This window comes from Acinetobacter albensis (genome assembly GCF_900095025.1).
Lineage (GTDB): Bacteria > Pseudomonadota > Gammaproteobacteria > Pseudomonadales > Moraxellaceae > Acinetobacter > Acinetobacter albensis.
Genome location: NZ_FMBK01000006.1, coordinates 75,364 through 90,790 on the forward strand (window position 1 = coordinate 75,364; position 15,427 = coordinate 90,790).

General features: G+C 35.7%; 14 protein-coding genes. 5 read left to right on the top strand and 9 right to left on the bottom strand.

The window, feature by feature from the left end:
• Positions 1-231 precede the first annotated feature (231 nt).
• Positions 232-1,137: a LysR family transcriptional regulator gene (locus GA0116959_RS06105; protein WP_092719454.1), complete on the top strand. Its 906-nt coding sequence runs from the start codon at positions 232-234 to the stop codon at positions 1,135-1,137.
• On the opposite strand, the gene GA0116959_RS06110 is transcribed toward GA0116959_RS06105, so the two are convergent.
• From GA0116959_RS06110 to GA0116959_RS06125, 4 genes are all read right to left on the bottom strand, one after another.
• A complete protein-coding gene (locus GA0116959_RS06110) occupies positions 1,100-2,308 on the bottom strand; it encodes an MFS transporter (protein ID WP_092719457.1) in 1,209 nt (402 codons plus the stop codon). The two genes, GA0116959_RS06105 and GA0116959_RS06110, sit on opposite strands and share 38 nt — an antisense overlap.
• 257 nt (positions 2,309-2,565) lie before the next feature.
• Entirely contained in the window at positions 2,566-2,793 is a 228-nt protein-coding gene (locus GA0116959_RS06115; RefSeq protein ID WP_092719459.1) for a hypothetical protein, read from the bottom strand.
• Positions 2,794-2,912: 119 nt separating this feature from the next.
• Positions 2,913-4,991, bottom strand: coding sequence for a polyphosphate kinase 1 (gene ppk1, locus GA0116959_RS06120; RefSeq protein ID WP_092719462.1), 2,079 nt, complete (start codon positions 4,989-4,991; stop codon positions 2,913-2,915).
• 1,140 nt (positions 4,992-6,131) lie between these two features.
• A complete protein-coding gene (locus GA0116959_RS06125) occupies positions 6,132-6,698 on the bottom strand; it encodes a LuxR C-terminal-related transcriptional regulator (protein ID WP_092719464.1) in 567 nt (188 codons plus the stop codon).
• Positions 6,699-7,158: 460 nt separating this feature from the next.
• Here GA0116959_RS06125 and GA0116959_RS06130 point away from each other — a divergent pair, with 460 nt between their 5' ends.
• The 3 genes from GA0116959_RS06130 to GA0116959_RS06140 are packed head-to-tail and all read left to right on the top strand — an operon-like array spanning position 7,159 to position 10,957.
• Positions 7,159-8,511, top strand: a complete 1,353-nt coding sequence (locus tag GA0116959_RS06130; RefSeq protein ID WP_092719467.1) for an MFS transporter — start codon at positions 7,159-7,161, stop codon at positions 8,509-8,511.
• Positions 8,512-8,555: 44 nt separating this feature from the next.
• The gene (gene mmsB, locus GA0116959_RS06135; protein WP_171256875.1) at positions 8,556-9,440 is read left to right on the top strand and encodes a 3-hydroxyisobutyrate dehydrogenase; all 885 of its coding nucleotides are present in this window, start codon (positions 8,556-8,558) and stop codon (positions 9,438-9,440) included.
• Positions 9,441-9,454: 14 nt separating this feature from the next.
• Positions 9,455-10,957 (top strand): CoA-acylating methylmalonate-semialdehyde dehydrogenase, encoded by a 1,503-nt coding sequence (locus GA0116959_RS06140; RefSeq protein WP_092719472.1) that lies wholly within the window; start codon positions 9,455-9,457, stop codon positions 10,955-10,957.
• 566 nt (positions 10,958-11,523) lie between these two features.
• Here the strand turns inward: GA0116959_RS06140 and GA0116959_RS06145 are convergent.
• A complete protein-coding gene (locus GA0116959_RS06145; protein WP_092719474.1) occupies positions 11,524-12,120 on the bottom strand; it encodes a LysE/ArgO family amino acid transporter in 597 nt (198 codons plus the stop codon).
• Between the two features lie 97 nt (positions 12,121-12,217).
• On the opposite strand from GA0116959_RS06145, the gene GA0116959_RS06150 reads away from it, so the two are divergent.
• Positions 12,218-13,105: a LysR family transcriptional regulator ArgP gene (locus GA0116959_RS06150; protein WP_092719476.1), complete on the top strand. Its 888-nt coding sequence runs from the start codon at positions 12,218-12,220 to the stop codon at positions 13,103-13,105.
• A gap of 499 nt (positions 13,106-13,604) precedes the next feature.
• On the opposite strand, the gene GA0116959_RS06155 is transcribed toward GA0116959_RS06150, so the two are convergent.
• The 4 genes from GA0116959_RS06155 to GA0116959_RS14460 form a co-directional block, all read right to left on the bottom strand.
• The gene (locus GA0116959_RS06155; protein ID WP_092719479.1) at positions 13,605-13,802 is read right to left on the bottom strand and encodes a hypothetical protein; all 198 of its coding nucleotides are present in this window, start codon (positions 13,800-13,802) and stop codon (positions 13,605-13,607) included.
• Positions 13,803-13,870: 68 nt separating this feature from the next.
• On the bottom strand, positions 13,871-14,098 hold the full coding sequence (locus GA0116959_RS06160; RefSeq protein WP_092719481.1) for a hypothetical protein: 228 nt from the start codon (positions 14,096-14,098) through the stop codon (positions 13,871-13,873).
• 111 nt (positions 14,099-14,209) lie between these two features.
• Complete coding sequence (locus tag GA0116959_RS06165) at positions 14,210-14,425, bottom strand: cold-shock protein (RefSeq protein WP_092719484.1); 216 nt, start codon at positions 14,423-14,425, stop codon at positions 14,210-14,212.
• Between the two features lie 710 nt (positions 14,426-15,135).
• The gene (locus tag GA0116959_RS14460; RefSeq protein WP_280513248.1) at positions 15,136-15,267 is read right to left on the bottom strand and encodes a hypothetical protein; all 132 of its coding nucleotides are present in this window, start codon (positions 15,265-15,267) and stop codon (positions 15,136-15,138) included.
• Positions 15,268-15,427: the final 160 nt, after the last annotated feature.

Here is a 15,427-nt window from a genome sequence, read left to right on the forward strand (position 1 = left end):
TCAATGTCATTAAACTGAAGGATTCGAATACTTTTAAATCGGTTTTTAACGCATCTAAAATAGCAACTCAAAGAACTTCAATGAATTGAGTGTAAGTGCTTTCAAGAAAAATGATTAGACTAAAAAACAGACATAAACTTATGAGTAAATTTCATCAATTAAGCTAAAATCGCTTTGATTAAGCGATATACTGAAACGTAGACCGGCTTTAATCTTGAGTGGAATACACGGATGATCACCAAAGAAAATTATAATGATTTGTATGCCTTTCTCATGGTGACTCGGGAAGGAAGCTTTACTAAAGCTGCGGGTAAACTGGGGGTGTCCCAATCTGCATTAAGCCATACCATTCGCGGACTAGAAGAACGACTCGGAATTTTATTGCTCACGCGTACCACACGGAGTGTTTCAGTCACTGAAGCGGGTGAGCGGTTACGACAAACCATTAGTCCCAATTTTGACCAAATTGACAATGAACTTTCACTGTTGACCAAATTGAGAGATACCCCAGCAGGTACAATTAGAATTAATGCCAGTAGTCATGCCATCCGACAAATTTTATTACCTAAACTCAAAAATTTGAGTCTGCTTTATCCCGATGTCCATGTTGAATTAACAGCAAACAGTGGCATGGTCGATATTGTAGCGGAACGTTTTGATGCAGGCGTGCGTTTTGGTAGCCGCGTTGCAGATGGAATGATTGCAGTACGTATCGGTCAAGATGTCAATATGGTGGTGGTCGCGACACCCGAATATTTTGAAAAAAATGGGATACCACAAATACCGCAAGAATTGATCCAGCATCAATGTATTGGTTTTAGACTCACCACACAGGGCGGAATTTATGCGTGGGAATTTGTTAAAGATGGTCTAGAGATTAAAATTAAAATACAAGGGCAGTGGGTTTTTAACGAGTCTTACCATAGTGTGGATGCGGTGCGACTCGGCTTAGGAATGGCGTATATTCCTGAAGATATGGTGCAAGACGATTTGGAACAAGGCCGTTTAATTAAAGTCCTCGAACAGTACAGCATTACATTTCCCGGCTATCATTTATATTATCCACATAGAAGACAGCAATCGCCCGCTTTAAAACTGGTTATTGATACTTTACGTGTAACAGATGACGCCAAGTAAATAATGAAAATATTGCACTTAAGACTAGAATCGACGCGCTAAAGATGAATGTGGACTGGTAGCCTTGAGCATCAAACAATACTCCGCCGAGTGTCGCGCCCAATGTAATTGCCAGTTGTATAATGGCCACCATTAAACCCCCACCTAACTCTGCATCATGGGGCAAAGTATGTGTCAGCCATGTATTCCAAGCTACAGGTGCTGAAGTCCCAATAAAGCCCCAGATTGCCATCAACAAAGCGACGATCCAAATTTGATGCCCAAAAAAAACAAGAGCTGTTGCAACCAGAGCCATGCCCATTGGAATAAAGAACAGGTAGCGATATACATGGGCATGTAAAATATGGCTAATCACAAAGGTTCCAACCAATCCTGCTAGACCCAAAACTAGAAGTAGAGTTGAAAGCATATTGGTATTGACCATGGTTACATTTTCGAAGAATGGACGTAAATAAGTAAACAGTGCAAATTGACCCATAAATAAGAACAAAACACCGAGCATGCCTAAAAGAACAATAGGTCTTTTTAACAGTGAAAATGCATGTCCAGATTTTTGTTGCGTATTCAAGGCTGGCAAAGATGGCATACTTTTGAGTTGCCAAAGCAAAGCCATGATTGCAATAGGCACAATACAAAAAAAGGCACCACGCCAGCCAATGATTGAACCTAAAAAACTTCCAAGCGGCGCAGCCACAGTCATGGCCAAAGCATTGCCACCATTTAAAAGTCCCAATGCTTTGGGTACATGGTTAAAAGGTACCAATCGCATCACAATTGCAGTGGAGATGGCCCAAAAGCCACCAATCACAATCCCGAGTAAGGCACGTCCAGTCATAAATAATACGGCATTGTGCGCCAAGGTCACCAAGAGGCCTGAAATAATCATCAGGATGGTCAAAGCAAGAATCACATGACGTCGATCCCAGTGTTTGGTGATTTTGCTGATGGTTAAACTGCTCATCACTGCAAAAATCCCTGAAATGGCAATCGCTTGTCCGACTTGTCCTTCGCGCATATTTAAATCGAAAGCAATCGGTGTAAGTAAACTGACTGGCATAAACTCAGAGGCAATCAAAACAGCGCAGCATAAAGACATCACCCAGACTGCCCCCCAAGCAGGAGGGCTTGATGGTGCCATGACTGGATCAATTTGATGGGGAGAAATAGACATATGACTTCCTGCTTTAAGAACAACAAAGCATTGAGGTGTTCGAAGAAGTCAGCAGATTAACAAAAATTGGGGAAATAGATTAGATTCTGAAAAGCGAATAGAGTTATGAGTTTTATGCATTAATCTTTTGAAAAGTGAATGCATTAAAGTAAATGCACTCTGAATAATAGATTGTGATTTTTTATTGAATCTGCTTGCTAGATCTTGATCTAGCAAGATGAATGCCTTTACTTAGCGTGAAAGATAAAGAACCTGTTTTATTTAACTTTAAAATAATGTTTTTCAGTAATCAGGCTAATTTTTATTTTCTTATAAAGTCGATCTTTAGAATTTTCCATCGATTTTGTGACTTTTTCTGCAAATTTTTGATCTGACATTAATGCTGCATAGGTTTTATAACCTATTTCCAAACGGTCTACTTTATTGCCTTGATGTTCAAATTCTTCAATGAGTTTATTGATCTTTTTAACGCTAATATCATTCATACAATTCAACCACTCAGTTTTGATTTTTTAATTTAAGCTTAAATTATTTCAATTCTATTAAAGTACAGTTTAATACCTGATAAAGACTGAAAATTTGCACAATAATCAGCCTAATTTAATTAAAAAGTATGATTTAACAAATGCTCTTGCGCAATATAGACTGGTTGACCGAGACTTGGTGAACATTGTGTCCATGTTCCATCTGCTTGAAGTTCCCATGCACGACGGTTATCTTGAAGATAATTATTTAAGCCATCTTCCAAAATTTGTTTCCTCAGTTTTTTATCTTCAATGGGAAAACAGGTCTCGATGCGAGAAAATAAATTGCGTCCCATCCAGTCTGCACTGCCGCAATACAGCTTGCTGTCACCCTGATGGTAAAAATAGTAAACTCGGGTATGTTCTAAATAGCGTCCCACAATTGAGCGTACTCGAATGTTTTCGGAAAGCCCCTTAACTTGTGGACGTAAGCAGCAAATGGAACGAACAATTAAGTCAATTTGTACACCAGCTTGAGAGGCTTTATACAACGCATCAATCAGTTGAGGTTCAGTCAATGCATTGACTTTAATAATAATCTGCGCTTTTTTACCAGCTTTACTATTGATAATTTCATTTTCAATGAGTTCAATTAATTGAGAGTGAAGCGTGAATGGTGCATGAAAAATTTTTTTCAATTTGACCATTTTACCCATGCCAGTCAGCTCTTGAAAAATTTTATGAACATCTTCGCAAATATCTGTATCACTGGTCAGCAATCCATAATCTGTATAAATCTTGGCATTGGTTGCATGATAATTTCCCGTACCCAAATGAACATAACGTTTAATTTTATCCATTTCACGACGCACAATTAGAATCATTTTGGCATGGGTTTTATAACCCACAATTCCGTACACCACCACCGCGCCAGCTTCTTGTAAGACATTTGCAACTTCAATATTAGATTCTTCATCAAAGCGGGCACGTAATTCAATCACAGCAGTGACTTCTTTTCCATTTCGGGCTGCCTCTGCAAGGACTTGTACAATTTCCGAATCTGCACCACTACGATAAAGTGTTTGTTTTATGGCCAAAACATGTGGGTCATGGGCGGCATCTTTGAGGAGTTTAATGACAGGCGCAAATGAATGAAAAGGATGATGCAATAAGACATCCTCATTTTTTAATACATCGAAGATCGATTTTTTGTTATATAAGGCTTTCGGCAGTTTTTGAATAAAAGGTGTAAATCTTAAATCAGGTAAATTAAAGTTGGAGATAAAACGTACAAGATTGAGCGGTCCATCAATACGATAGAGCTGCTCTGGATCAAGATCAAATTGTCCAAGCAGATAATCGGTAATATTTGCTGGACAGTTTTTGTTTACTTCTAGTCTGACAGCACGACCAAAACGTCGCGAGGACAGTTCATCTTTTAAAGCGATCGCTAAGTCTTCAACATCTTCTGATACCGTTAAATCTGCATTGCGTGTTACCCGAAATTGATAACATCCAGTTGTGGTCACCCCAGAAAATAATTCATGAATGTGTTGCTGAATAATCGCTGAAAGTAAAATGTAGTGTTCCGCTTCACCAGAAATACTTTTCGGTAATTTGACTAAGCTGGGTAATGAACGTGGCGCAGGGACTATCGCCAAATCAATTTTCCGTCCAAATGCATCTTTACCTTCTAAAGTCACAATAAAGTTTAAGCTTTTATTGACGAGTCTAGGGAAAGGATGGGCAGGATCCAAACTGATGGGGGTAACCACGGGCTGAACTTCATTATAAAAATATTCTTTGATCCATTCTTTGTGTTTTTGCAGAATGTCGCCATGCTGAATGAAATGAATGCCATGTCCTTGGAGTTGCGGTAACACATTATAATTAAGGATTTTATATTGTTCTTCAACGGCTTCATGCGCAAGTTTGGAAATAGTAGTGACTATATCGGACATCAACAAGTCATCTGGACGTGTTTTGGCGTGATTTGAAAATTCGATTTGTTGCATTAAACTGGCAATTCTGATTTCAAAAAATTCATCTAAATTACGTGAAAAAATAATTAAAAAATTTAATCGTTCAAGTAACGGGTATTCAGTATCTTTTGCCTGTGCCAGCACCCGTTTATGAAACTCAAGTAATGAAAGCTCTCTATTTATATATGTTTTTAACGGATGTGTTAAAGAATTTGAAAGCACATTTAAGGAGTTCATTTATGGCTCTTAGAAAGTTAGAGTGAAGCACTGAAAAACTGAATAAAAATTCCTCAAAACCTTTAGATGAGAGAAATTAATTTTATCTATAAATAAACATGTCTGCAGTGGGGAGAAAATAAGCATTGAACTTTATTTAATTTGGCATTTTGTCGTGATTTGATGACAAATTGATGAAATGGGATTTTGTTGTTGTCTTATCGAATAATATTTAGACTTTTCTAGCTAAATTCATTCTCATTGTGAGGATTGGTTAAGAAATAAGAAATAAGGGGTGGGGTAGTTTGAAGGATGCACAAGCATTTTTATTGGATGTAAAAGGCAAATCTGTGAATAAGCAGCCAAAGCAATATTTTAACTCGCCGTAAAATGCTGAAATCATGAGAAGTTCTCATGTATAGAATTACTTAAAATTTATCGAGAGATTATCTAGAGAGATGACAGCTAATTTAAATAGTTGGATCACACATAATAAAATTTTATTGCTGAAAATGAGCAAACTACTTATAAAAATTCAATCAGATCGAAGACTCTTCTTATTTTTATAAGATTAATTTTCTGCTCCATTGAGAAAGACAGAATTTTTAAATTTTTTGTATCATCTAGAGAGTGAATGTCTTAACGAAATTTAAGTTACTTTGCTTTAAAAATCTCCCTCGTGGAAAAAGATAAAATGTCTAGAATCACTTATTATTTTCAAGTGTAGATAAAATTATTTCATTTGAACCCGCAGAGAATATTCAAGAATGACTGAAGCAGTGACTACTAATAATCACGGGGAGAGAGGGTGAATGATTGTGGTAGAGTAAATATATCTATTATTTAGTCAAAATTAAAAAATAACGATTTTTTGGTTGATCAAGCGCTCAATACATTAGCTTCTTGTTATAAGGTAAATCTTTCATCTATCTATTGAAATATCACTATTGAACATTATGGCGTTGATATGAGATTAAAAGAATCATTTTAAAGTAAATCGATAAATAATTAAAAATTCTTTAAAAGTGTATTTAAATCAATCATTCGTATACCACAAGATTCAACATTTAGTTGTATAAACGTTTATTTGGTATGTCTTGAAAAGCACTCTATTGGCTTTATTGTTCAATTTTTTATCTTGATGTTTAACGTGGGTTCACATTAAACATATGACGATTTATTTTCTTGAATAATAATTTTTGAGGTCAATTCGGCCTTTGATCTTACACCGAGTTTTTTCATCAGATTGGCTTTATGAACCTCTATGGTTCGGTGAGAAAGATCGAGCTTTCTCGCAATTTCCTTACAAGTAAAACCATTCACAATCAGTTGCGTTATTTCAGATTCTCTTTTGGTCAGTTTTTGCTTAGAAAGAGAGTTTTGATTTTTACGTTCAAAATGCCAGACCATTAACTTAAAAGGATCTTCTGGCGTTAATGTACGACCATGAGTCTGCACCCAGAATAATTCACCATTTTTATGTTGCATAAAACGTTGATCTGAATAAAACAGACTATGTTTTTTTGAAAAACTATCTAATGCGTCCTGACCTACTTTTTCATAATCTTCAATACTGGGAAAAATTTTGACAATAGACTGATTCATCAGAGCTTCTCGCTCATATCCGAACATATTTGCAAATGCCGTATTAATTTCCACCATATGTCGGTAACTCAAGACAACAAGCGGTGCCGGACTAAAATCAAATGCTAATTTATTATAATCCACAATAAGTATCCTTACTTAGTTGAATAAGTAATATCTGATTCTCCTAGAATTGGCAAGGGTTTAATATGAAGTCATTCACTTATAAGTATTTAAAAAGAAATGAATCTATTGTGATGAATAGATTAACTAATCAATTAAGTAGTTTATTTTTTTCAAAGGTTTGAATTTAATCTTTAGTGTTATATCAAAATATTAAGTTATTGATTTTAAGTATATTAGTAAATTATCAAAAATACTTAAGTAATTAAGGGTCTTGACTCAATCCCTCTGGTTAATCCACATTAAATACTGATTTAGTTTCAGATGTTGTTATTGAAATGATTTAAGGATGCTAAAAAATAGCGTTATGAATTGTTTAAATAAGAAAGTTTAGAAAATCACTTATTTAGAAATAATCAGGATCGATTATAAATAATGAAGTGAAAATGGATGATAAGACTAAAAAATAGAAGGGATCTATATGGAACCAATGCAAGAAGTAAGCATTCAACCTAAGAAGTCATCTCACCGCTTGGCTGGTATATCCAGCATGGTGGGAACAACGATTGAATGGTACGATTTTTTTATTTACGGTGCAGCCGCGGCATTAATTTTTAACAAACTATTTTTCCCAAATCTAGACCCATTAATGGGTGTGATGGCTGCGTTTGCAACTTACGCGGTGGGTTTCATCGGCCGTCCGCTTGGCGGTATTGTATTTGGTCATTTTGGCGACAAAATTGGCCGTAAAGCAATGCTGTTAACCACTTTAATTATGATGGGTATTCCCACTGTTTTAATTGGATTATTGCCGACCTATGAAAGTATTGGTTATTGGGCGACGGTTTGCCTAGTGATACTACGCTTTGTCCAAGGTATGGCTATGGGAGGAGAATGGGGCGGTGCTGTTTTGATGGCAGTCGAACATGCTCCTGAAGGAGGAAAAGGATTTTGGGGAAGTTTACCCCAAGCCAGTGCAGGTGGTGGATTAGTACTTGCCTCCGTTGCTCTAGGCTTAGTCTCTATGTTACCAGAGGCGAGTTTGTTTAGTTGGGGTTGGCGGATTCCTTTCCTGGCCAGTATCGTACTTTTGGGTGTGGGCTGGTATATCCGTGTGAAAGTGCCAGAGTCTCCAGATTTTGAAAAAGTCAAAGAGCAAGCACAAGAAATTAAAGTACCTGCATTACAGGTTTTCAAAAATCATCCTCGGGTACTTTTGACGATTATTTTTGCCCGTGCCGCAGAAAATGCATGGTTCTATATTGCTTCAACCTTTGCTTTAGCCTATACGACCACAACACTTGGTCTTCCGCGTCAAGATATTCTGTTTGCAACCATTTGTGGTGGTGGTCTTATCATGGTGATGACCCCTTTATTTGGATATTTATCGGATAAAGTCGGTCAAAGAAATATGTTTATGTTTGGACTGGTTGTACTTTTATTTTATTGCTATCCCTTCTTCAGTATGTTGAATACAAAAGATCCACTCTTGGTCTGGACTGCAATTGTATTGGCCATTGGTGTCGTATTTCCCATCATGTATGCACCTCAATCGCAGTTATTTGCTCGACAATTCCCAACCGAAATTCGTTATAGCGGTATCTCGATATCTGTACAGTTTGCCGGAGTCATTGGTGGCGGTTTAGCGCCATTGATTGCGACTAAGCTGCTTAGTATTGGTGGAGGAAGCCCACATTTGATCATTACTTACATCATGGGGATGACCATATTTGCGATTTTCTGCACCTTCTTTATGAAAAGTGACAAGGTCAATCTTCAAGCACTAAACACAACGGTTAAGAGTGAATCCAAAGCTGATTTATCGCGTTCTTAATTCGTATAGATCATATTTAATCCATTAAATACTCGAGTATGAATATGAATATTTCTTTTATTGGTCTTGGAAATATGGGGCTGCCCATGGCCAAAAATCTGATTGATGCGCAGTTCAATGTGACTGGATCAGATTTGTCTCCATCTGCCTTAGAGGCATTTAAAAGTTATGGTGGTACTGTCGCACAAGATCATCAGCAACTCATTCAAAATGCAGATGTCATTATCACCATGTTACCCAGTTCAGAAAGTGTGAAAAGTTTCTATCTAGGTGAATTGGGCATCTTGAAGTCACTTAAATCAGGCACCTTGATTATTGATTGCTCCTCCATTTCAGCTTCTGTTAGTCGTGAGGTCGCTTCAGTCGCTCAAAATCTGGGCATAGATGTCGTGGATGCACCTGTTTCTGGCGGCATTATGGCAGCTCAGGCGGGAACATTAACGTTTATGGTTGGAGGAACTGAGGCGCAATTTAAACAAGCCCATCCTATCCTTGAAAAAATAGGCAAAAATGTCTTTCATGCAGGCGCTTCAGGCTCGGGGCAAATTGCGAAAGCATGTAATAACATGTTGCTGGCAATCAATATGATTGGAACCAGTGAAGCATTAAATTTGGCCATGCAACATGGACTTGATCCGAAAGTTATTTCTGAAATTATTCAAAATAGTACAGGGGCCAACTGGTGTATAGAAAAATATAATCCAGTACCGGATGTACTTGAAAATGTTCCTTCAACTCAGGGATATGTCGCTGGATTTATGACAGATTTGATGCTGAAAGATTTGGGTTTGTCTATGGAAGCCGCCGCAGAAGTGAAAAGTCCCGTTCTTTTAGGAGCATTGGCAAGAAATATTTATACCTTGCATAGCCAAAATGGTCATGGAAAAGCAGATTTCAGTAGTATTTTTAATTTAATTTCAAAAGTATAAAAGGGAAAATTCATATGGATCAGATCATTGGACATTATATTTCAGGTCGTTGTATTACAGAAACTCAGCATTCAGGTCCAGTATTTAATCCCTCAACAGGCGAAGAAATTGCGCGTTGTGCATACGCAGATGCGACCACAGTTGATTTAGCAGTTAAAGCTGCGACTTCACCCAATGCAAAAAAATGGGCCAAAGCATCGCATGCAGCAAGGCTACAAGTTTTATTTAAGATGCGAGAGTTAATGGTATCTAGAACTGCGGAACTGGCTGAAATTATTGGTCGTGAGCATGGTAAAACTATTCCAGATGCCATTGGCGAAATTGGTCGAGCGATTGAAGGGATCGAATTCGCTTGTAATGCTCCTCATGTTACAAAAGGGGAATATGCGCATAATGTTGCTGGTGATATTGACGTATTTTCTATACGAGTACCCGTAGGTGTAGTGGGGTGTATAACCCCATTTAACTTTCCAATCATGATTCCCGCAGTCATGATGTCCATGGCTGTATCCGTTGGTAATTCTATTGTATGGAAGCCTTCTGAAAAAGTTCCTTCAGCGGCCTTGTTTTTTGCAAATTTATGGAAAGAAGCTGGATTACCTGATGATGTATTTAATATTGTGCAGGGTGATAAAGTTGCTGTAGATGCTATTCTTGAGCATCCGGGTATTGCTGCGATTAGCTTTGTGGGATCAACACAAATTGGGGAATATGTGTATCAAAAAGGCACCTCATACAATAAGCGAGTTGCGTCCTTTACGGGTGGTAAAAATCACATGGTGGTCATGCCCGATGCAGATCTTGAAGCGGCAGCTAACGCATTTGTTTCAGCGGGTTTTGGTTCGGCAAGTCAACGTTGTATGGCGGTATCTTTATTGATTCCAGTGGGTGCAGAAACTGCAAATAAATTACGTGAATTAATTATTGAAAAAACCAAAGCACTTAAACTGGGTGCTTATAATGACCCCCAAGCAGATTTTGGCGCAGTGATTTCAGCACAATCAAAACAATCCGTTTTAAAAGCCATTGATCAGTGTGTTGCGGATGGTGCTGAATTAATTTTAGATGGACGTGATTACGAGCATCCTGAATATAAAAATGGTTATTACATTGGACCGACTTTATTTGATCATTTGAGAACGGATATGGATTTTTACAAACAAGAAGTATTTGGCCCTGCACGTGGTATTTTACGTGTAAATACGCTTGATGAAGCCATTGAAGTGACAAATAGCCACGAATTTGGCAATGGTTCAGTTATTTTTACACGTGATGGAAAGTCTTCACATCGTTTCTTTATGGAAGTTGAATCAGGTATGGTCGGGGTAAATGTTCCAGTACCTTTACCTGTGAGTTACTTTAACTTTGGTGGACTGCGTCGTTCTAAATTTGGTGAATCTCATCTGTATGGCCCAGATGCAGCTCGTTTTTATACAAAGCTCAAAACGATTTCACAAAAGTGGCCAGCCCCTGAAGAGAATGATCAGACCATTTCATTGGCATTTAAAATTACTTGATTATAGGTAAGCTTAAATATCCTGTTTAATCTACAGCACAAAAGACATAAAAAGCCACATCAGAAGATGTGGCTTTTTATACAAAAATAATCAATAAAATAAAGAAGTGCATGATGAATATCGTACGGATAGCCATAGCATTATTGTCCATTTATTAAAGAGGAAAATACTCTAGAAAAAGGAATAGTGTGCGAAAATGGCTTAATACTTATAACTATCAATTAGGTGCTGTCAGCATGGATGCTAGTGATTGGCATTACAAACATTAGGATATTCACCAACGTATGTATTTTTACTTCATGTTAGAGCGATTAATCCAGTCTGGTGAGAAGACATAACTCAGCCTTAAATTTTACCTGCTGTTGAAAGTATTATATGGAGTAATGCACAAATTTAGGGTGTTAAAAATTTACCTTATCCAACAGAAGATGCGCCCTATATTATTTTAATTCGTATAAGACTTTTATATTAAATAAATAATCAAAAGCCCCATGAATCTAATTTTTCACTTAAGCCGTATTTTATTAATTTTAGACAATCTTAAAATAAATTACGGACACATATTTTTAATACAAAAGATTGATCGCGATAACCCACATGATTAAGCCTATTAGAAAATCTAATATTTTCCATGAAATAGAATTCTGGAATAGGGGGAGTAGAAATTTTGCGCCATAGCCTAAAGAAAAGAAAAATATCCATGAAGATAGAATTGCTCCTATAGCAAATGTATGCAACTCGTCTGTAAAGTTCGTGGAGATAGAACCTACGAGTACAACAGTATCTAAGTAAACATGAGGGTTGAGCCATGTAAATGCTAAACAAGTACCTAGCACATGATAAATATTAGCTTTTTCAATACGACTAGGATCAAGACGTGTATTTTTTCTAAAAGCTGAATAGAAGCTCCTCAAGCCATAAATGAAGAGGAATAAAGCTCCAAAATATTGAGCAAAAATAGTAATTAAAGGAAATTCCACAACTATCTTGGAGAACCCTGTAATGCCTAAATAAATAAGAATAGAGTCTGACAAAGCGCATATAAGACAAACACTCAAAAGGTATTCACGTTTGAGTCCTTGCTTCAAAACAAAAGCATTTTGAGCACCAATCGCCAAGATGAGAGAAAACCCAACACCTAATCCTGTTAAAAATGTGACCATGTTGATTTATCTGAAGTAGCTATTGATTTGAATTATGTGTATTTCTTTTTTTTATTCATTAAAATTAAGAATATTTTGGTTTGGCTAAATAATTTTTATGTTAGAAAAAAAACAATGTGAAGCCTTCTTAGCTGTAGTTGAGACTGGTAGTTTCGATCAGGCAGGAAAAATGCTCTGCCTCACTCCATCTGCTATAACCTTAAGATTGCAAGCTTTAGAAAAAGAATTAGGACAGTTATTAATCATACGCAGTAAGCCTTGCACATTAACCACATCAGGTCAGCAAGTATTTGAATATTTGAAAAAAAGCCAAAGATTAGAAGAAAATTTTTTACATCATTTAATGAATAAATCACAAGCTGAATTTTTCAAAGTGGTTATTGCATCTAATGCCGATAGCTTAGCAACGTGGTTACTTCCAACGCTTAAAGATGTACTGATAAAAAATAAGATATTGCTGAATCTTATCGTTGATGATCAAGCTCATACATATTCCTTACTAGAAAAGGGGATCGTTAATGCGTGTATCTCAATTGAAGCTAAACCGATGAAAGGATGTGAGTCTCAATATCTTGGTGTGATGAAATATAAAATGATCGCAACAAAAGCATTCACACAAAAATGGTTTCCTCATGGCATAAATAGACACGCTTTATGCTTAGCGCCTGCTGTGATATTTAACGAAAAAGATCATCTTCATTTTGATATTCTAATAAAGCAATTCGGCCTAACCAAGGGAAGTTACCCTTTTCACTTAATACCATCTTCAGAATCTTTTTTGACCGCTATACGACTTGGAATTGGTTATGGAATGGTTCCAGAATTCCAATTGAATACCCTCTATGATCAAGAGGAAATGATTGATTTATGTCCAGAATTAGAAAATAAAGTTCAACTCTACTGGCATCACTGGATTCAGCAACCTTGCCACTTAGAAAGTCTTACAGACCATATAATTAAGTACTCAAAATTTGTCTTAAAATAAAATGCTTGAGTCACACTTCTTAGTTATTGAGCTTATGTTTACCTAAAATTCGATTCATAAAACCTTTTTTCATATAGTTAAAATTTTTGAATCGACCTGAAAAACTGGAAAAAGCTGACTTAAAATAAGTCGGCTTTTTTAATCGAAACTGGAATATTTTACCAATAAAAATGATTATTTTTAATCAATTTTGAGTTTTTTCTATGTTATCAACGCACCGAGATCTTAAATTATCCCCAATTTCTGCGGATAAAACAGGGATAGTTTTTACTCAATTTTGTACGCCAAAGCGTACAGCGATTTAGGGGTTTTGCGGCTATACGACTTCGCACTAACCGCCTATTATGGGGACATAGAGAGCAGGATGCTCCAGATAAGAATAAGAAAACACAGCAACGGAGAATGCAGGTACGACAGGAGTTATACCGAAAGTATCAAATACGTAAAAAAGCCCAACAGAATGTTGGGCTTTTTTATTGCCTAGATAATTTTGGATTATCTATAGAATTTTGAAAATTTTTCCACTTAAGGTGCTTTGGAAAAGCATTTCAAAACTAGGACGAATATCTTCACCATCTACTGTAATATGTTTTACATTAGAATAAGAGTTAGTATTAGCAAAATGCTGATCAACTGTTGCTTGAATAGAGTGTTTAACCCCAAATTGATCTTTCACACTGATACTTTGTTTAAGCATTTATATACCTTTAATAATATTGTTGTAGAGAAAATAGTGAAATAAGAACTTGATATAAAAATTATTATCTAAATAACTCTATGATTTAACTTAAATAGTTGATGCAAAGACGTATAAAAAGTACGACCATCTAAATTTAAATCAACCACAATTCCTGACTGAAGAAGAATTCTTTTACCAACTTCAATTTTTTGTAAACCTTGACGTGTATTTTGCATTTTATTTAAGGGAATTAACGATACGATAATTTCAGTACCATTATGAGATTTTGCAACTAAATTATTTATTTTTAACAACTTAAATCCTATTTTTAGAATATTTTTTCCACTTGGAAAACAACTTCAAAATTTAATTTTAAATGATAAAAAAGCACTAATAAGTGCTTTTTTATTACTGCTTATTATTACTTAGATTGCAATAATATTTACAGCATTCGGTCCTTTTTGACCTTGGGTGATACTAAACTCAACCATTTGGCCTTCAGCCAAAGTTTTGAAACCTGAACTAGCGATTTCGCTGAAATGAGCAAAAACATCTGGTCCTGATTCTTGTTGAATAAAGCCAAAACCTTTAGTTTCGTTGAACCACTTTACAGTACCTTTAACAATATTTGAGTTTGACATAATATATCCTACTAATTTTTAATAATTTTTAGCCATTTTATTGACTGAGTATAACTTTGAAAATAATAAAGAATGGAACTTAAAATCTGAAAAAACGAAGGATTATGACTAAAACTGCGATACTTAAAGAAGATTTACCGAAACAAGACTTTTTTCTAGTTGAGTGAACTATACACTATAAATAAAATTAATCAAGTTTTCTTATATGTATATTTATTTTTTTTATAAAAACAGTAGTTCTTTAAAAAATTTATTTATTTCAATAAATTATAATTTTATAGTAATAATGGAGAAATAAGTTTAAGCTGCTGTCCACTCAGATTGATAAGTAATGAATGCAATTATATAGCTCTGTAATAACAATATTGGCGTTTTTAATTTCCGGAATGATGATTTTTTCCCATATACAAAGCATATCTCACCCTCCAAATTTCACTACATATGAAATTCTCAAATAGTTAGATAGAATATAAAGAACCGCCTAACGAGTTAGTAGTCATTTTTTTAATTCGTGATACTGATAAAATAATACACAATATACCTCTTTATTTAATATAATAATTTTCAATATGAAGTGAAAAATATTGGCTTTAAATTACTATTTTTACTCTGGTTTTTGGAAATTTTTTATAAACATTATTATGTTGAATGGCTTTGATTTAGATAGCAAAAGACACCTTGCGAGGTGTCTTTTAGTTGGCTTATTTCTGTTATGAAATTTGAATCACAATCTTACCAAAGTCATCTTTAGACAGATATTCAAAAGCAGCGATTGCCTCTTCAAATTTACATACATGATCAATAACAGGTTTAATTTGATTCGGATTTAAAAAGTCATTCATTCTTTCAAAAGTAACTCCTGGCGCTACTTCGAGTCCACGAAGCTTTGTTTGACGGAAAGCTAAAAGTTATCAAACTCGTTGGTCTTGGCTTAAAATTATCGAGCCTATTTCCCATGCTATTTAACCTAATCAGCGTTATAAGAAACGAGCAGTATAGATC